This window comes from Actinomyces gerencseriae DSM 6844, from assembly GCF_000429265.1.
GTDB classification, from domain to species: Bacteria; Actinomycetota; Actinomycetes; order Actinomycetales; family Actinomycetaceae; genus Actinomyces; species Actinomyces gerencseriae.
On the sequence record NZ_AUBN01000014.1, the window covers coordinates 56,578 to 73,681 of the forward strand.

Here is a 17,104-nt window from a genome sequence, read left to right on the forward strand (position 1 = left end):
CGATCTCGACGAAGGAGGGCGGGACGCTCGAACTCCGCACGCGGAGCCACGAGCGGCGTCAGAATCGACATATGGCCCCTACTCAGCCCTCGGCCGTCTCGCCTCCCTCCTCCACGCAGCCCATCTCGCCCTCACCCCCGGCCGCCCCCGCGTCGGAGCGCCCCGGAGCCGAGCGCGCCCGCCCCGCATCGGACGCGAAGGAGCGTCGGGAGGCTCTCGTCTCCCACCTGCGGGCTCAGGGCAGCACCTCGGTCGCCGACCTGCCCCGGCTCTTCGGGGTCTCCATCGAGACCATTCGCCGCGACCTGCGCCTTCTGGAGTCCACCGGACGGATCCGGCGCTCCTACGGGCGGGTCGCCGCCGCCGACTCGGGCTCCTTCGAGTCGAGCCGCGAGTTCCGCATCTCCCACCTCGTCGACGAGAAGGAGCGCATCGCCCGGGCGGCCGTGGAGCACCTCGGCACCGCGGAGACCGTTTTCCTCGATGAGGGCTTCCATCCGCTCCTCGTCGGCCGCGCCCTGCCCGCCGACCGCGATCTGACCATCGTGACCGCCTCCCTGCCCACCGCCATCGAGCTCGCGGAGAGGCCCCGAACGCAGGTCGTCGTCATCGGCGGCAGAATCCGTCCCATCACGCTGGCGGCGGTGGAGCGCTGGGCCACCCGCATGCTGCGGGAGATGGAGCCGGACCTCGCCATCGTCGGGGCGAACGGCGTGAACGAGGAGGGCTGGTTGACGACGCCGCACGCCTCGGTCGCGGAGGTCAAGGAGACGGTCCTGGCGACCGCTCACCGTGCCGTCTTCGTCGGCAGCCACACGAAGTTCGGTCACTCGACCTTCGCCCGCTTCGGACACGTCCGCCAGCTCGAACGCGTCATCACCGGCCGCGAGCTGCGGTCCTCCACCGCCAGGCGCCTGACCGAGCTCGGCGCCGTCATCGAACGGGTCTGAGCCAGGGGCGCCGCCCCCGGTAGCACGGGAAGCACTCGAGCAGTCGTCCGATCGGGCAGGAACGGTCGGTGCGACCATCCGCCGGTGGCCGCTCGGACCGCTTGCGACGGGGCGCGCGCCGGCACGCTCCAGGCACTATCACGGGCAAGAATCGCATGACGGAGGCCGAATCACGACGACGATGCACGGCGCGCGCCGGCACCGGCTCGCGGCGATGACGAGTGCCCCGATGAACGACGACCGGTCACGCATCGGTCGAAACCGGTCATCTCACGGGCCGAGCCGCGGTCGCAGACTCGGATCAACGGTCCTCGGGGCCGCGACAACGCCGTCATCCACCAACGAAGGTCCTCCGATGCCCAGTTCCAACCGTTTCATAGCCGCGGTGCAACGCACCGGCTTCCCCACCGACCTCACCGTCGGATTCCTCGCCGTCATCGTCTTCGTCATCGGAGACGGCATCGAGGCCGTGTGGATCACCACCTACCTGTCCAGCGCCGACGTCGGCTTCACCGTCTCGCAGGCCTCCTCGATCGTCACCTCCTACGGCGTCATCGTCGCGATCGCCGCCTTCCTGTCCGGCGCGCTGTGCGACGCCCTGGGCTGCCGCAAGGTCATGCTCATCGGCCTGGTCTCGTTCCTGGTCTTCGACGCCCTGTTCATCGCCGTCGGCCTGCCCAGCCACAGCATGCATCTCCTCCTGCTCTTCTACGGGATGCGAGGCTTCGGCTACCCCATGTTCGCCTACGGGTTCCTCACCTGGACCATGATGGTGACGCCCCCGGCCCGCCAGTCCTCGGTCTCCGGGTGGTTCTGGTTCGCCTTCTCCCTGGGCATGCAGCTGCTCGGCTCCTACCTGTCCAGCCTCGCCCTGCCCGTCATCGGCCACGTCCCGACCCTGTGGGCCGGGTGGTCGCTGGCCGCCGTCGGCGGGGCGGCCGGCATGCTCTTCCTGCGCCTCCACCCGTCATCGGCCCTGACCCGGAACCGGTCGGTCCTGGAGTCGATCGGCTCGGCCGTCTCCGTCCTGTGGCGCTACCCGAAGGTCTCCATCAACGGGATCGTCAAGATCATCAACCTGTCCGGCCAGTACGGCATGCAGGCCTATTACGTCGTCTACCTGCACAAGGTCTTCGGCATGCCGGAGTCCCAGGCGATCCTGGAGTTCTCCATCTTCGGGTTCGTCGCCATCGTCGGAGACATCTTCTGGGGCGTCATGGGCGACCGCATCGGCTGGCGCAACACCCTGCAGTGGGCGGCCACCCCGATCACGGCGATCGCCCTGGTCTACATCTACGTCATTCCGCTCATCGCGGGTCCGAACTTCCTCCTCATCGCGCTGGGCACCTCGGCCGTCGGCATCGGCCTGAGCGCCCACGTGCCCACCACGCCGCTGATCACCGCCCACGCGCACGGGGAGACCGGCAACGCGCTGGCGATCCTCAACCTCGGCGCCGGCCTGGGCGCCTTCGTGGGCCCCGCCATCGTCTCCGCACTCCTCGGCGACGAGAACACCGCCTCCGGGTACTTCGCCGTCGCGATGGCGCTCGCCGGTCTGTACGTCATCTCCTTCCTCCTCTGCTTCACCCTCAAGCTTCCGGGCAATGCCCGGGTGCTCGACACCGCTCCCGCCATCTCCGACGATGAGACGGCGCCCGCAGCGCCCACCAGCGCCTGACCGCTCGCGGGGCCCATTCGGCCTCAGAGCCCTTCCAGCTCCAAGACCCATCAGACCCCTTCGACCCGCACCACCGGCCAACCGCAGACTGAGACCGACCCCGCACTCAACGCGCACCACCCCCTCGACCCGCACCACCGGCCAACCGCAGAAGACACAGCAGACACATCGCGCACATCAGAAAGGGACCCCGATCATGCCCACCACCCCCGCCCTCAGCACCCTCGCCCCCGACTACGACCGCTCCGCGATCACAACCGGGATCGTCCACATCGGCGTCGGCGGCTTCCACCGCGCCCACCAGGCCATGTACATCGACCGCCTCATGCGGGAGGGCCTCAAGTCCGGCGCCCCGGGCAGCACCGGGCCCGGCGCCCCGGGCACCTGCCTGGATTGGGGCATCTGCGGAGTCGGCCTCCTGCCGGGCGACGCCCGCATGCGCGACGCGCTCGCCTCCCAGGACCACACCTACACCCTCACCCTCAAGCACCCCGACGGGCACCACGAGTCCACCGTCATCGGCTCGATCCACGACTACCTCTTCGCCCCCGACGACCCCGAGGCCGTCCTGCGCCTCATGGCCGCACCCGCCACGCGGATCGTCTCCCTGACGGTGACCGAGGGCGGCTACAACATCGACGACGCGACCGGCGCCTTCCGCGCCGAGTCGGACGGCGCCCGTCACGACGCCGCCCACCCGCACGAGCCCTCGACCGCCTTCGGCTACATCGTCGAGGCGCTTCGCCGTCGTCGAGAGGCCGGCATCATCCCCTTCACGGTCATGAGCTGCGACAACCTGCCCGGCAACGGCAGGATCGCCCGCACCGCCGTCGTCGGGCAGGCCGCCATGAGCGACCCGGCCCTGGCGACGTGGATCGACGAGCACGTCTCCTTCCCCAACTGCATGGTCGACCGGATCACGCCCCAGACCACCCCGGAGGACATCGCCGAGGTCCGCTCCGAGCTGGGCATCGAGGACGCGTGGCCGGTGGTGTGCGAGCCCTTCACCCAGTGGGTGCTCGAGGACGACTTCCCCGCTGGCCGCCCGCCGTACGAGGAGGTCGGGGTGCAGATGGTCGACGACGTCGTGCCCTACGAGCTGATGAAGCTGCGCCTGCTCAACGCCTCCCACCAGGGGCTGGGCCACTGGGGACGTCTGCTCGGCATGACCTACGGGCACGAGGCCGCCGCCGACGACGACATCGCCACCTGGGTGCGGACCTACCTGGAGCGCGAGGCACTGCCGCGCCTCCTGCCGGTGCCGGGCATCGACCTGGCGGAGTACGTGGACACGCTCTTCGAGCGCTTCACCAACGCCTCCATCGCCGACACGCTGGAGCGGCTGGCCTTCTTCGGCCCCAGCGGCATGCCCAAGTTCGTTCTGCCGACGGTGCGTGACAACCTCGCCGCCGGCGGGTCGATCCGACTCGGCGCCGCCCTGTGCGCCGCCTGGTCGCTGGGTGTGCTCGGCACGGATGAGAACGGCCGGCCGATCCCCCGGGTCGACGACCTGCGCCCCCTGGCCGAGCGGCAGGAGGCCGGGGACGAGACCGCGTTCATCGCCGACGAGGAGATCTTCGGGGACCTCGCGGACAATGAGCGCTTCCGCACCACCTACCTCGAGGAGCTCGCGGCACTGCGCTCCCAGGGGGCGCGGGCCCGCATGCGGGCGCTCGTGGCGGATGTCTGAGCGGGCGTCGGACGTCCCTCCCGAGTCGTAGCGCGCGGAGGCACCGCCCGGGCGGGGCGACGCGGCGTGCATGCCCACGGGCGGCCTGCCGACCACGGGGCACGGGCCGGCCAGGACGTCGGCACCAGCGGTACGGGCACTGCGAGTCGCACCGACCACGGGGCACCGCCCTGGCCGGGCGACGACGTCCGGACCGCTTGTTCACAGGACTGTCCTCGGGGAGCGGGCTCGCGGTCGTACCCGGCGGCGCATGGTCGTACCTTGTGCCGCGCGGTCGTACCTCCGGGCTCGCGTTCGTCCCTCCCGGGCGCTCTAAGGTTCGACCCGGCGCACAAGAGCACGACCGCGCGGGGCCGGGCACGACCGCGCAGGCCCGAGCACGACCGCGCGGGGCCGGGCACGACCGCGCAGGCCCGAGCACGACCGCGCAGGGCCTGCGCGCGACGCAGGCCCGGGGTACAAAGGAGTCATGGCCCGTTACGCCACGCGCAGTGAGCCGCGTTCACCGGTCGTCCCGCCCCTCCGGCTCGCCGACCTCGAACCGGGCGCCGCCGGAATGCTGCGCGCCGGCGGCTACGTGGACCTGACCCGCCTGACCGGCATCGACATCAGCGGCGCGGACCTGGCCGGCCTCGAACTGAACGAGTGCGAGCTGGTCGATATGCGAGCCGACAGCGCGCGATTGGTCGCATGGCGTGTCACCAGCACGCGGATCGAGCGCCTGAGCGCCTCCGAGCTGACCGCCCAGCGCTCCTCGTGGCGGGAGGCGACGCTGGCGTCATCCCGGGTCGGCGCACTGATCATGCACGACACCCAGTGGCGCAGTGTTGCGGTGGAGGGCTGCAAGATCAGTTTTCTGAATCTCGGGGGTGCGAACCTGCTCGACGTCGTCGTGCGCGACTGCGTCATCGACACCCTCGATCTGACCGCAGCCGTGCTGAGCCGAGTCGCGTTCGAGGACTGCCGGGTGGGCGTGCTCAACGTGCGACGGGCGCGCATGAGTGACACGGATCTGCGGGGGCTGCGCCTGGAGGTCCTGGAGAGCATCGACGACGCCGGGGGCCTGCGCAGGGCGACGGTCTCAAGCGCCCAGCTCGCCGCGCTCGCACCGGCGCTGGCCGCCCACACGGGTCTGCGAGTGCTGTAGGGATGCGCCGAGCGCCCGCGGCCCATCGGGCCCGACGGCATCAGGGCGAGCCCGTGCCCAGGTCCGCCACCGCGCCCCGCGCCCCTGTCGAGGCGGGCATGCCGGCACGAGTCGGGCCTTCCAGCCCAAGTCCGACGGCGCCGTCGTCGGACTCGCGCGAGAACGTCGAGGTCGTCCCGCTACCGGCCCGCCGTCGTACCGTCGTCGAGCCGGCCGTCCCGGTTCGACCGTCCCCACCGGCTGGTGCGCGCGGCCGGGATGACACCCCTCCCGTGTCGCGACCAGTGGGCCGTCGTCCCCACCACCGGTGCGCGGCCGGGATGACGACCGGCAGCACGGAGATGGCGACGATGACGAGCACAACGCCCTCGATCGAATCCGCGATACCGGGGATGCCCGACAGAAGCACGCCGATCGCCGTCATGGAGCCGACCCACGCGATCGCTCCGATGATGTTCCAGGTGACGAAGCGCCGATAGGGCATCCGCGCAGTCCCGGCCGCGAAGGGCTCATAGGTGCGCACCACCGGCACGAAGCGCCCCAGTACGAGGGCGAGACGCCCGTAACGGGCGAAGAAGGCCTCGGCCGCCTCCAGGCGGTCGGTGCGCAGGACACGAGCATCGTCGCGGAACAGTCCGCGCCCGCAGCGCGAGCCGAGCCAGTAACCCGCCTGGTCCCCGGCGATCGCCGCCGCCAGGCACACACTCACGACCCGCCACAAACCCGGCCCCAGCGATGTGTGGAGGACGACTGCCATGACCAGCAGCGAGTCGCCGGGCAGGAAGGGAACAGGACACCCGACTCGACGAAGACGATGACGGCCATGCCGGCCAGTAGCCGGGGACCCAGGGCCATGAGCAACGCCCCGGCGTCGGAGACGGTGCCGATGAGATCGACGATCCTGCTGATGGCGTCCACATGCGCTCCTCGCGACGACTCGACGCCGCCGGGCGGCAGCGCGCAGGACGAGCCTCGGCCACCGTCCTGTGCCGGGACTTTGACGACGGCATGCCTCCGCCCTGACTCTCCCTGAGACAGGGGCTCTCTCGCGCCCCGAGGCGGGCCGCCGGCTCCGTCGAACCGGACCGATCTCGACGCGGAACCCGACCGATCTCGAGCCGGAACCCGATTGACCAGGGCGGCCGAGTCGATTGGAGCGACCGGCAGGCGCGAGACAGGTGAGGCATTCCTTGCTCATAGGCCGTTCGTCCCGCTAGGATCGCATGGCCGTCGGCGCGGTGGCAACCATGCGCGTCCGCAGCACTGTCCTGTCAACTCGATGACGAGGTCCGATACCGCCATGGTCAAGCGCCAGATCCCCAACCCGAACGAGATCTTCGACCTGCTCCACTTCAAGAAACTCGATCTGAACGCCAGGCACCGGCGACTCCAGTCGGCTCAAACCGTCTGGGACCTGCGCACGATCGCCAGGCGACGCACGCCCGCGGCCGCCTTCGACTACACCGACGGCGCCGCCGAGGGCGAGATCTCCCTGCGTCGGGCCCGTCAGGCCTTCCGCGACGTCGAGTTCCACCCCGACATCCTGCGGCCGGCGCCCTCCGTCGACACCTCGTGCAAGATCCTCGGCGGCCCCTCCGCCATGCCCTTCGGCATCGCCCCCACCGGTTTCACCCGCCTCATGCAGACCGAGGGCGAGATCGCGGGCGCCGGCGCCGCGGGCGCCGCGGGCATCCCCTTCACCCTCTCCACTCTCGGGACCGCCTCCATCGAGGACGTCAAGGCCGCCAACCCGCGCGGGCGGAACTGGTTCCAGCTCTACGTCATGTGCCAACGGGAGATCTCCTACGGGCTGGTGAAGCGCGCCGACGCCGCCGGCTTCGACACCCTCATGTTCACCGTGGACACCCCGGTGGCGGGGGCTCGCCTGCGCGACAGGCGCAATGGATTCTCCATTCCGCCTCAGATCACCATGGGAACGGTTCTCAATGCGATCCCCCGTCCGTGGTGGTGGTTCGACTTTCTGACCACCCCGAAACTCGAGTTCGCCTCCCTGAAGAGCACCGGCGGCACCGTCGGCCAGCTGCTCGACGCCGCCATGGACCCGACGATCAGCTACGAGGACCTCGAGGTCATCCGCTCCATGTGGTCCGGGAGGATCGTCGTCAAGGGGGTGCAGAACATCCCCGACGCCAAGCGGCTGCTCGATCACGGCGTCGACGGCATCATCCTGTCCAACCACGGCGGGCGGCAGCTCGACCGCGCCCCCGTCCCCTTCCGACTCCTGCCCGAGCTCGTCCGCGAGATCGGCTCGGATGCCACCGTCATGATCGACACCGGCATCATGAACGGCGCGGACATCGTGGCCTCCATCGCGCTGGGCGCCGACTTCACCATCGTCGGCCGCGCCTACCTCTACGGTCTCATGGCGGGCGGCCGCGCCGGCGTCGACCGGGTCATCGAGATCCTGTCGGAGGAGGTCGTGCGCACGATGAAGCTCCTGGGCGTCTCCAGCATCGAGGAGCTCGAGCCTCGCCACGTCACCCAGCTGACCAGGCTCGTCCCGGTGCGCCCGCAGGTGCGGGCCGCCGCCGACGCCGTGGAGCGCTGAAGGCCCGTTCTCCCGGATCTCCCGAGCCCTCCGCGGTGAAGAGCCCCCTCGTCCGTCGCGTCGGTGGCCTGCGAGAGGGCACCGGGTCCTCCTCCCGCGAGGATCTCCCACTGACGATCGGCGCCGCCTCCGGAGACGGTCCGACGCCAGCGGCACCGCGGGCGAGCGACCGCCGCGCACGCCGACCGCTCTCCCCTCCAACACTGTAGGCTGCACGGGCACCTGTCACCCGGATCAGGCATCAGACGGTCTCAGAACGGTCGTGGTCCGACTCGGCACAGCATCCGCCCGCAGGAAGGAACAATTCTCATGTCACCCTCCCCGGCCATCTCCCCGACTGCGGTCGAGGACGACGCCAGCGCTGAACGCATGTCCGCCAGCCGCTGGAGGCCGTCCACACTGCGCTCCACGCCGTCCCGGGAGGATCGCGGGCTGTTCGGCCACCCCAGGGGCCTGCCCTGGATGCTCAACGTCGAGATGTGGGAGCGCTTCTCCTACTACGGCATGCGCGCCATCCTGCTGTACTTCATCACCGACACCGCGGCCAACGGCGGCCTGGGCCTCAGCGATAACAGCGGTCAGGTCATTCTGGCCTCCTACAGCGCGGCCGTGTACCTGCTGGCGATACCCGGCGGAATCTTCGCCGACCGCATCATCGGCCCCTGGCTGTCGACCCTCTACGGGGGGCTCGTCATCATGGCGGGGCACATCTGCCTGTCGATCCCCGTGGAGGCCTCCTCCTGGCTGGGCATCGTCCTGGTCGCCGTCGGCACCGGCTTCATCAAGCCGAATCTCTCGACGATCGTCGGCGGCCTGTACGATGACGACGACCCGCGCCGCGATGCCGGCTTCCAGTTGTTCTACATGTCGGTCAACGTCGGCTCCTTCGCCTCCCCCCTGGTCACCGGCTGGCTGCGGGAGCACTACGGGTACCACGCCGGCTTCTTCTCGGCCGCCGTCGGCATGGCGCTCGCACTCGTCGCCTTCATCTACGGCCGGCACAAGCTCTCGGCCTTCGCCTTCACCGTTCCCAACCCCATCCGCCCCGAGGAGCGTCGGCGGATCCTCCTCGTATCAGTGGCGACCCTGGCGGGCACGGCCGCACTCGTAGCGGTTCTGACCGGCACGACCGGCAGCCCGCTCGACGCCATCTCCACCACGATGCTCATCATTCCGACCGGAGCAGCCGTGGGCTACTTCGTCCTGATGTTCCGCTCGCCGAAGGTCACCCACCGCGAGCGCACGCACCTGCGCGCCTACATCCCCCTGTGGATCGGAGCGGTGCTGTTCTTCATGATCTCCGAGCAGGCGGCGGGCAAGATGGCGACCTTCGCCAAGGACAACACCGACGGCCGCATCCCGCTGCTGGGCTGGATCATCAGCCCGGAGGCCTACCAGACGATCAACCCGGCCACGATCGTCATCCTGGCTCCGCTGGTCGGATGGTTCTTCACTCGGCGCGCGGGCCGGTTCCCCTCCACCATCATGAAGTTCGCGATCTCGGTGCTCATCACCGGCGCATCCGCCTTCCTCCTCGGCTACGGGTTCCAGATCTGGACCGGCGGCGACAGCCTGGCTCCAGGGTGGTTCCTGGCCGTGGTGTTCATCATCCAGACGGTCGGCGAGCTGTTCCTCTCCCCGGTGGGCCTGTCCACGACGTCGGCCCTGGCGCCCAAGAGCTTCGCCTCCCAGGCGATGAGCCTGTGGCTGCTGACAACCGCCACCGGGCAGGGGCTCGCCGGTTTCGTCATCTCGAAGACGGAGGGCATCGCCAACTCGACCTACTACTACGGCCTGGGGGTGGTGACGGTCGCGGCGGCCGTCGTCCTGTTCGTGGTCGCCCCCTGGACGCAGCGTCAGATGGCCGACGTCGACGCGGCATCCCAGAACGAGTAGCAGAACAGACCTCTCCCCGGGGCCACACGCGCCACCGGCGGACGGCATCCCAGACCACCGGCGGGCAGCACCCCAGAACGAGTAGCGGAACAGGCCCCTCCCCACCCGGGGCCACGCGCATCACCGGCGGACGGCATCCCGAGGCGAGCGGCAGGACGAGCAGGACAAGCCCCTCCTCTCCCCGCAGCCCCGCGCGGGCGGTTCTCCAGGCGCACCGGATCCGGCTCGGTGATGGGGAGGCCCCGCAAACCCCGCGCGGGCAGTTCTCCATGGGCAGCCCTCCCCGCAACGGAGGCGACGAGAGGGGCACGAACGAGACCTGCCCGCCGTATGGTGGAACCGCCGGCGTGAGCCAGAACCGCCGGCAAGTCGACAGGGCGCGACGTCGCCGTTCACGACGACCTCACTCGCCCCTGCGCACCCTCCGCCCGCCACCCCTGCACGAATCAAGGAGCCCGTTATGACGCTGACAGCCGACCAGGCCTCGCACGCCGCCTTCGTGACGACCAGATTCAAGGCGGGCTACGACCTGGAGGAGGTCGACGTCTTCATCGAGGGCATCGCCGCGGCCCTGCGCGCGTGGGAGACCGGCCCCGTCTCCGGCCCGCCCTACAGGATCTTGACGTCCGACGACGTGTCGAGCAAGCGGTTCAGCGCCACCAGCCTTCGCGAGGGCTACGAGCAGGGCGCGATCGACCTGTTTATGGATGAGGCCGTCAGGACACTGCAGGACCACGAGACCCGCGCCCGCGGCTACGGCGCCGTAGGACCCGGCGGCTACGGCATCGTCGGGGATCCCGACGGCGAGGGTCCCTCCGGCCAGACCGTCGAGGCCGGGCAGACCATGAGGATGGCGACCGCGGACTGGGTTCAGGATATGAAGTTCCAGGCCACCAAGTTCCGCGAGGGCTACGAGCAGGACGAGATCGACGAATACCTGGATGAGCTCGTCGCGACCCTGCGCGCGTGGGAAGCGAGCGCGGCGATCGGCGGCCCGCCGCCCCACGGGGTGCAGACGTCCTCCGACGTGCGCAACAAGAAGTTCCAGGCCACCAAGCTCCGCGAGGGCTACGAGCAGGACGAGGTCGACGAGTTCCTGGACCACGTCATGAACACGCTGCGGGCGTATGAGGCCCGTTCCGGCGCCGGCGGCTACGGCATCGTCGGCCCCGTCGGGGCGCCCGACGGCGGCCTCAACGGAGGTCCGCCCGACCAGCCCTGGGCGGCCAGGACGATCGCGACGGGGATGACAGCGGATCAGGCCTCGCGCAAGACCCTGAAGCGGGCGACGTGGAAGGAGGCCTACAACCTGGAGGAGATCCACGCCTGCGTGCAGGAGGCCGTCGCAGCTCTTCGCGCCTGGGAGGCGAGCGCAGCGGCCGGCGGCCCGCCGCCCCACGGGGTGCAGACGTCCTCCGACCTGCTGAACAAAAAGTTCAACCCCGCCAAGTTCCGCCAGGAGGGCTACGAGCAGGACGAGGTCGACGAGTTCCTGGACGAGATCGCGGAAGTGCTGAAGGCCTACGAGTCCCGCAGTCCCCGCTGACGCGACTGCGCCGGGACGATCGCCGTCGGCGAGTCGCACCCCGCGGCGGAGGAGCGAGCCGGGCGACGAGGGCCCGGTCACGACGGGTCCCGCCGTCGAAGCCCGTGGGGGGCGCGAACCGGAACTGCACGCGTCCCCCCCCCTGCCCCGGAAGCGAGCACGACATGCTCCGTACGCGTCCCCCACGGCCCCGGAAGACGGGACCCGCCCTCAGACGCGCCGGACCAGGGGGAAGGTGATGGTCTCGCGAATCCCCTGGCCGGTGAGCACCATGAGGAGACGGTCGATGCCCATGCCCATGCCGCCCGACGGCGGGAAGCCCTGCTCCATGGCCACCAGGAAGTCCTCATCCAGGACCATGGCCTCGGGGTCGCCCTTGGCGGCCGCGAGCGCCTGGGCCTCGAAGCGCTCGCGCTGGACCACGGGGTCCGCCAGCTCGGAGTAGGCGGTGGCGGTCTCGAAACCGCGCACGTACAGGTCCCACTTCTCGGTCAGGCCCGGCTTGCTGCGGTGGTAGCGGGTCAGCGGCGAGGTGTCCTCGGGGAAGTCGTAGACGAAGGTGGGCGCCCACAGCTTGTTGCCGACGAGCTCCTCGAAGATGTCCTCGACGATCTTGCCGGCCACGGCGTAGTCGTCGACCTCCAGGTCGATCCTCTCGGCGTGGGCGACGAGCTGCTCGCGCGGGGTCTCGACGGTGACCTCCTCGCCGAGGGCCTCGGAGACGGAGGTGTAGAGGTCGATCGTGTCCCACTGGCCCGACAGGTCGTACTCGGTGCCGTCGGCCAGCGTGACGACCTCGCCGCCCTCGGGCAGGTCGAAGGCGTCGCGCGCCGCCTGCTGGACGAGGTCGCGGGTCAGGTCCGCCATGCCGTCGTAGTCGGAGTAGGCTTCATAGGCCTCCAGGGCCGTGAACTCCGGCGAGTGGGAGGAGTCGGCGCCCTCGTTGCGGAAGTTGCGGTTGATCTCGAAGACGCGGTCGACGCCGCCGACCACGGCGCGCTTGAGGTAGATCTCCGTGGCGATGCGCAGGTAGAGATCCATGTCGAAGGCGTTCATGTGGGTGATGAACGGCCTCGCGGCGGCGCCGCCGTGAACGACCTGGAGCATGGGGGTCTCCAGCTCGAGGTAGTCGCGGCGGTGGAAGTTCTCGCGCAGGGAGCGCACGACGGCGGCGCGGGTGCGCACCATGTCGCGCGCGGCGGGGCGGATGAGCAGGTCGAGCTCGCGGCGACGCGCCCGGTTGTCCTCGCTCAGGCTGACCTCCTCGCCCTCCTGGTTGGTCCAGACCTTGGGCAGCGGGCGCAGGGCCTTGGAGGCGATGCGCCACGCGGGGACGGCGACGTCGTCGTCCCCCAGCCCGGCCGCCCCGCCCGGCCCGGCGCCGTCGGCGCCCTCGTGCAGCACCGGCTCGGCCATGACGGACAGCTCGCCGCGACGCGAGGAGATGACCCGGCCGTGGACGAAGAGATGGTCGCCCAGGTCCACGTCGGACTTGAAGGCGGCCAGACAGGTGTGGCCCTCTGCGGGCAGGGCCTTGGCCGACAGCATGGCCTGGAGCGTGGTGCCGGCGCCGTCGGCGAGGGTGACGAAGCAGAGCCTGCCGGTATTGCGCAGGAAGACGACGCGTCCCGCCAGGCCCACGACGTCCTGGGTCTCCTCGCCGGCCTGAAGATGCCCGTAGCGCTCGCGGACCGCGGCGATCGTGGTGGTGATGGGGAGTCGGACCGGGTAGGGGTCCCAGCCCTCGCCGCGGAGGCGCTCGCGCTTGCCGGCACGAACCTCGAACTGCTCGCCGGGGCCCGGATCCTGCTTGCCCCGTCCCGACTGCTCGGATCGTCCGGACTCATCGACCCGCTCGGGAGTCGCGGTGGGGGCCTGGGCGCCGTCGGATTCGGGAAGGGTGTTCTGCTCGGTCGCATCAGTCACGCGCGCGAGTCTAGCGGTCGGGAGAGTCGCCCCGCGGCCCGGGCACGAGGTTCGGCTCGGCGGAATCCCGGGTCACCGACCGCGAGCGCCCCGCGGCCCGGGCACCAGGCGCCGAGCCTGACGCCGGCGACCCCGTCCGCCCGAGTCGCCCCGCGGCCCGGGCACGAGGAGCAGTACTCCAGCCTGAGCGGCTCGCAGTAGGGTCGAGCCGCCCCGCCCGGGCACGAGGCATCGCGGGCCTCGCACGTCCCGACCGGGCCGGCGGCGCTGTCGGAGTCCGGGCATCAGGCATCGCGGGCCTCGCACCTCAGTCTTGTGGATGATCTCCGTCTCGCCGCTCGGGCGCGAGACATCGACCACGCATCATGCCCCGGCTCGGCCCTGCCCCCGGCACCGGGTCGGGCGGTCAGGTCCAGTCCGGTGCGGTGGCGGCGCCGTGCAGGACGCTGTTGTGGAACCACCGCGGTTGCAACGACAGGCAGAACTCAGCGGGGAACCAGTCCGACGGAAGATCCTCCTCGCCGACCGGACTCCTGCTGAGGCGCACGTCCAGACCGCGCGCCGTGCGCCGGCGCCCCCACGTCGCCGGGGCGTCGGCCAGGAAGTCGGCGAGCAGCCGTTCGTAGGCGGGACCGAGATAGCACCACGGCACCGGTCGCATCGGCAGACCCGCGAGAAGCGCGTCGCCCACGCCGAGCCCCTGCGGGTTCTGCGCGCGCGGTCCGGGCATGGTGCTCCCGTCGTACGAACGGTCCCACTTCTCCAGGACCTCGGCCAGCGCCAGTTCGGCCCCCAGCTCGTCGGCGACCGCGACGAACACCTCGTGAAGCCGGTCGAGCGAGGTCTCGTCGAGTGCGTCGAGCTCGGCCGCGCATGCCACTCGGTACATGCCGTGCGGTTCCTCCGGCGCGCATGGGAGTAGCGCCACGGTGCCGATCGGCTCGGGACCGGTCAGATACACCCCGTGGTCATCGACGCGCCTCCTGTCATCGGCCGCCCCGATCGTCGCGTCGGACAGCGCCAGCATCCGCGCCCGACCGGTGTACTCGGTGGGCAGCCATTCCGGCGCGACTCGTTCAACGGCCCGCATCCAGGCGGCGACCGGGTCGGGGCGCACCGACTCGCGCACGAACCACCGCAGGTGGACCACCGGGAAGGTCTCCTCCGGAATGTCATAGAGATCGGGGTCGAACTCGGGGAGCGGCCGGTCGCCCACCGGCCAGACCACGCGCTCGAAGAAGGAGGCGATAATGCCCTCGCACCGATGCGCCAGGGTCTCGGCGATCGTGAGGCCGCGGTCCCCGGCGGGGGCGGAGCGCAGGCCGCCCGGCCATCGGAGGTGGTAGCAGAAGGGGAGCTCGTCGTGCCCCGACACATCCTTGACGAAGTCGACGAAATCGAGGGATACGTCGAGGGAGCCCTCGTCCAGTTCCAGGACCGTGCGCGCACCGTCGCGGAGACGGATGCTCGTCCCGTCGCCGTCGTTCCCCTCGACGGCGAGGTCGGGGGCCGCCTCGCGCGCATCGCGCAGCGTCAGTTCACGACGCGTGTAGAGTTCGTAGAGTTCGGGGGATTCCTGGCTCTGCATGCTCTCCACCCTATCGGGGGCGGGCGTGCCCGCAACGGCGCGGCCGCGAGCGGGACCGGGACGGGACCGGGGCACCGCTCGGCCGCGGACGAGGCCGGGACGCGGGACCGGAACGCCGCTCGGCCGCGAGCGGGGCGAGCCGCCACGTCTCCATCTGGGTGGAGGAGGCGGGTTCAGCCCCGGGCCGCGGCGAAGGCGGTGCCGGAGGATGCCAGCCCCTGAAGGCGAGCGGCGTCGGAGTCGGCGGGAACCTGTCCGGGCTCGCGGCTCCGCTCCACGATGCGATTGCTCCCATCGACGAAGACGACGTGCGGCAGGTAGGTGCGAGCCCTGCTCTCGTCCAACTGGGAGTAGGCGATGAGGATAACGAGGTCACCGGGGCTCACAAGGTGCGCGGCGGCACCATTCACGCAGACCTGCCCTGTTCCGCGCTCGCCGGGGATGACGTAGGTGGACAGCCGGTTGCCGTTGGTGCAATCGCAGATGTCGACGCGCTCTCCCGGGAGAAGATCAGCGGCATCAAGGAGGTCCGCATCCACGGTGATGGACCCGACGTAGTCGAGGTCGGACTGAGTCACCGTGGCGCGATGGATCTTGGACGTCATCATCGTCCGCAGGCGTGAAGTCATCGCGGCAAGGGTAGGTGGGACGATGCGTCATACCAAAGCGCGGGCCTCGATGGTGACCGACTCGACAGGCCGGATCGGGGATCGTCGAGGGTTGCCGGACACCGTCGTGGGTCGCTCGCCGGGCCGCCGACCACCAGGGTCGCTGCAGGACTGCCGGGAGCAGCCCGGGCCGTCAAGCCACCGGACCGCCGCAGGTGATGAGGGCGTTGTCGATGAGCCTGGTCGTGCCCACCTTCGCGGCCAGCGCCAGCAGGGCCGGCTCCGCGGGCCGATCCGTCCGCTCCGCCCCGACGGGCCCGCGGGACGCGGGCAGACCGGCACCCGCGCCGACCCCTGCGCACGGCAGGCCGGGACCAGCGCCTGTCATGTCGACGAAACTGTCCGGGGCGACCACGGCCACGTAGTCCACCTCGACACCCGGCGCGCGCGTCAGCACCCGGAGCGCCGCGGTCCTCACCCCGGCGGCGCTCGCCCCGGCCCGCGCCGCCTCCCGCCCCGCGTCGAGGGCATGGCACAAGGCCAAGGCTTGCTCGCGCTCCTGCGCGGTCAGGTAGGCGTTGCGCGAGCTCATGGCCAGGCCGTCGGCCTCGCGGCGGATCTCGACCGGTACGATCTCGACCGGCACAGCGAGGTCGCGGACCATGGCGCGCACGATCGCCAGTTGCTGGGCGTCCTTGCGACCGAACAGCGCCCACCGCGGGCGGGTGAGATGCATGAGAGTCAGCACCACCTGCAGCACGCCGGCGAAATGGGTGGGTCTGGTGGCCCCCTCCAGGACGGTGGCGATCGGGCCGGGATCGACCCGCACGGCCGGGTCGCCGTCGGGATACATGACCTCGGGCGTGGGCGCGAAGACGATGAGCCGTCCGACGATGAGTGCGTCCTCGCCATCGGGAGCGCGCAGGATGGAGACCAGGCCCTCGACATCGGCCTCCAGGGTGCGCGGATAGGCCTCCAGGTCCTCCCCGGCGGCGAACTGGAGAGGGTTGACGAAGATGGTGACGACGACGGTGCCCCCCGGTCCGACCAGGCGAGCGGCCTCGGTCACGAGGTCGAAGTGGCCCTGGTGGAGAGCCCCCATCGTCATTGCGACGGCGCGGGGAGCGCCCGTGCGATCGTCAACGGCGAGGGCGGCGGCGAGGTCGTCGCGGCTGCGGACCAGGGTCACCCGACCAGAGCGAGGACCGGGCGCGGCTGGAGCGGGGGAAGCGGGACGAGTCATGATCCCACGCTAGACGACCGACGACACGGGGGTGGACGACCGCCGCTGGGCGCCGGGGCGCGCGGAGACGGAAGCGCGCGGAACCTGCGGCGCGCAGGGTCGCGGGAATGCGGCGCGCAGAGCCGCAGGTCCGTCCACTCCGCCCGCGAGACCGGGACTGCGCCCACCTGACGGACGCAGCAGGAGAGCCACCCGTCCGCCCCGCCCGCAAGACCGGGGACCGACTTGGGAACCGGAGCCCGACCCGACCGGCTGGTCCCGGC

Annotated in this window: 13 protein-coding genes and 1 pseudogene; 8 read left to right on the forward strand and 6 right to left on the reverse strand. The window is 70.8% G+C overall.

From position 1 onward, the window contains the following. The first annotated feature begins 71 nt into the window (after window positions 1-71). The 4 genes from G448_RS15565 to G448_RS0107220 all read left to right on the forward strand — a co-directional run bounded on the left by G448_RS15565 (window position 72) and on the right by G448_RS0107220 (window position 5,465). On the forward strand, window positions 72-950 hold the full coding sequence (locus tag G448_RS15565; RefSeq protein WP_084436462.1) for a DeoR/GlpR family DNA-binding transcription regulator: 879 nt from the start codon (window positions 72-74) through the stop codon (window positions 948-950). Window positions 951-1,305: 355 nt separating this feature from the next. Beyond that, window positions 1,306-2,628: an RbtT/DalT/CsbX family MFS transporter gene (locus tag G448_RS15570; RefSeq protein ID WP_034494690.1), complete on the forward strand. Its 1,323-nt coding sequence runs from the start codon at window positions 1,306-1,308 to the stop codon at window positions 2,626-2,628. Between the two features lie 196 nt (window positions 2,629-2,824). Then, on the forward strand, window positions 2,825-4,318 hold the full coding sequence (locus tag G448_RS0107215) for a mannitol dehydrogenase family protein (protein WP_026407443.1): 1,494 nt from the start codon (window positions 2,825-2,827) through the stop codon (window positions 4,316-4,318). 469 nt (window positions 4,319-4,787) lie between these two features. Further along, window positions 4,788-5,465 carry a pentapeptide repeat-containing protein gene (locus G448_RS0107220; protein WP_026407444.1) on the forward strand — a complete coding sequence of 226 codons (678 nt, stop codon included), beginning with the start codon at window positions 4,788-4,790 and terminating at the stop codon, window positions 5,463-5,465. A gap of 40 nt (window positions 5,466-5,505) precedes the next feature. On the opposite strand, the gene G448_RS18755 is transcribed toward G448_RS0107220, so the two are convergent. Further along, on the reverse strand, window positions 5,506-6,222 hold the full coding sequence (locus G448_RS18755; protein ID WP_245572236.1) for a DedA family protein: 717 nt from the start codon (window positions 6,220-6,222) through the stop codon (window positions 5,506-5,508). Beyond that, the gene (locus G448_RS18760; protein WP_245572237.1) at window positions 6,171-6,383 is read right to left on the reverse strand and encodes a hypothetical protein; all 213 of its coding nucleotides are present in this window, start codon (window positions 6,381-6,383) and stop codon (window positions 6,171-6,173) included. The genes G448_RS18755 and G448_RS18760 overlap by 52 nt, the downstream gene beginning before the upstream one ends. A 382-nt stretch (window positions 6,384-6,765) precedes the next feature. On the opposite strand from G448_RS18760, the gene G448_RS0107230 reads away from it, so the two are divergent. The 4 genes and pseudogenes from G448_RS0107230 to G448_RS18530 all read left to right on the forward strand — a co-directional run bounded on the left by G448_RS0107230 (window position 6,766) and on the right by G448_RS18530 (window position 11,476). Next, window positions 6,766-8,034 (forward strand): alpha-hydroxy acid oxidase, encoded by a 1,269-nt coding sequence (locus tag G448_RS0107230; RefSeq protein ID WP_026407445.1) that lies wholly within the window; start codon window positions 6,766-6,768, stop codon window positions 8,032-8,034. Window positions 8,035-8,343: 309 nt separating this feature from the next. Then, a complete protein-coding gene (locus tag G448_RS0107235) occupies window positions 8,344-9,930 on the forward strand; it encodes a peptide MFS transporter (protein ID WP_026407446.1) in 1,587 nt (528 codons plus the stop codon). A 1,009-nt stretch (window positions 9,931-10,939) separates the two neighbouring features. Next, window positions 10,940-11,071: pseudogene (locus G448_RS18770) on the forward strand (DivIVA domain-containing protein); the annotation flags it as partial. Between the two features lie 18 nt (window positions 11,072-11,089). Then, the gene (locus G448_RS18530; protein ID WP_342663536.1) at window positions 11,090-11,476 is read left to right on the forward strand and encodes a DivIVA domain-containing protein; all 387 of its coding nucleotides are present in this window, start codon (window positions 11,090-11,092) and stop codon (window positions 11,474-11,476) included. A 210-nt stretch (window positions 11,477-11,686) separates the two neighbouring features. Here G448_RS18530 and G448_RS0107245 read toward each other — a convergent pair whose 3' ends face one another. From G448_RS0107245 to G448_RS0107260, 4 genes are all read right to left on the reverse strand, one after another. Further along, the gene (locus G448_RS0107245; protein WP_026407447.1) at window positions 11,687-13,402 is read right to left on the reverse strand and encodes a lysine--tRNA ligase; all 1,716 of its coding nucleotides are present in this window, start codon (window positions 13,400-13,402) and stop codon (window positions 11,687-11,689) included. A 406-nt stretch (window positions 13,403-13,808) separates the two neighbouring features. Further along, window positions 13,809-14,990 carry a hypothetical protein gene (locus G448_RS0107250; RefSeq protein WP_026407448.1) on the reverse strand — a complete coding sequence of 394 codons (1,182 nt, stop codon included), beginning with the start codon at window positions 14,988-14,990 and terminating at the stop codon, window positions 13,809-13,811. A gap of 173 nt (window positions 14,991-15,163) precedes the next feature. Further along, window positions 15,164-15,619 (reverse strand): aspartate 1-decarboxylase, encoded by a 456-nt coding sequence (panD, locus tag G448_RS0107255; protein WP_026407449.1) that lies wholly within the window; start codon window positions 15,617-15,619, stop codon window positions 15,164-15,166. A 172-nt stretch (window positions 15,620-15,791) separates the two neighbouring features. After that, window positions 15,792-16,841: a 4-phosphopantoate--beta-alanine ligase gene (locus G448_RS0107260; protein WP_026407450.1), complete on the reverse strand. Its 1,050-nt coding sequence runs from the start codon at window positions 16,839-16,841 to the stop codon at window positions 15,792-15,794. Between the last annotated feature and the right edge of the window lie 263 nt (window positions 16,842-17,104).

Bases quoted from the DNA above. Each gene is read 5' to 3' on its own strand.
- G448_RS0107250 (WP_026407448.1), bottom strand. From the start codon at position 14,990: ATGCAGAGCCAGGAATCCCCCGAACTCTACGAACTCTACACGCGTCGT.
- G448_RS0107215 (WP_026407443.1), top strand. From the start codon at position 2,825: ATGCCCACCACCCCCGCCCTCAGCACCCTCGCCCCCGACTACGACCGC.
- panD (WP_026407449.1), bottom strand. From the start codon at position 15,619: ATGACTTCACGCCTGCGGACGATGATGACGTCCAAGATCCATCGCGCC.
- G448_RS0107260 (WP_026407450.1), bottom strand. From the start codon at position 16,841: ATGACTCGTCCCGCTTCCCCCGCTCCAGCCGCGCCCGGTCCTCGCTCT.
- G448_RS18755 (WP_245572236.1), bottom strand. From the start codon at position 6,222: ATGGCAGTCGTCCTCCACACATCGCTGGGGCCGGGTTTGTGGCGGGTC.
- G448_RS15570 (WP_034494690.1), top strand. From the start codon at position 1,306: ATGCCCAGTTCCAACCGTTTCATAGCCGCGGTGCAACGCACCGGCTTC.
- G448_RS0107235 (WP_026407446.1), top strand. From the start codon at position 8,344: ATGTCACCCTCCCCGGCCATCTCCCCGACTGCGGTCGAGGACGACGCC.
- G448_RS0107220 (WP_026407444.1), top strand. From the start codon at position 4,788: ATGGCCCGTTACGCCACGCGCAGTGAGCCGCGTTCACCGGTCGTCCCG.
- G448_RS0107230 (WP_026407445.1), top strand. From the start codon at position 6,766: ATGGTCAAGCGCCAGATCCCCAACCCGAACGAGATCTTCGACCTGCTC.
- G448_RS15565 (WP_084436462.1), top strand. From the start codon at position 72: ATGGCCCCTACTCAGCCCTCGGCCGTCTCGCCTCCCTCCTCCACGCAG.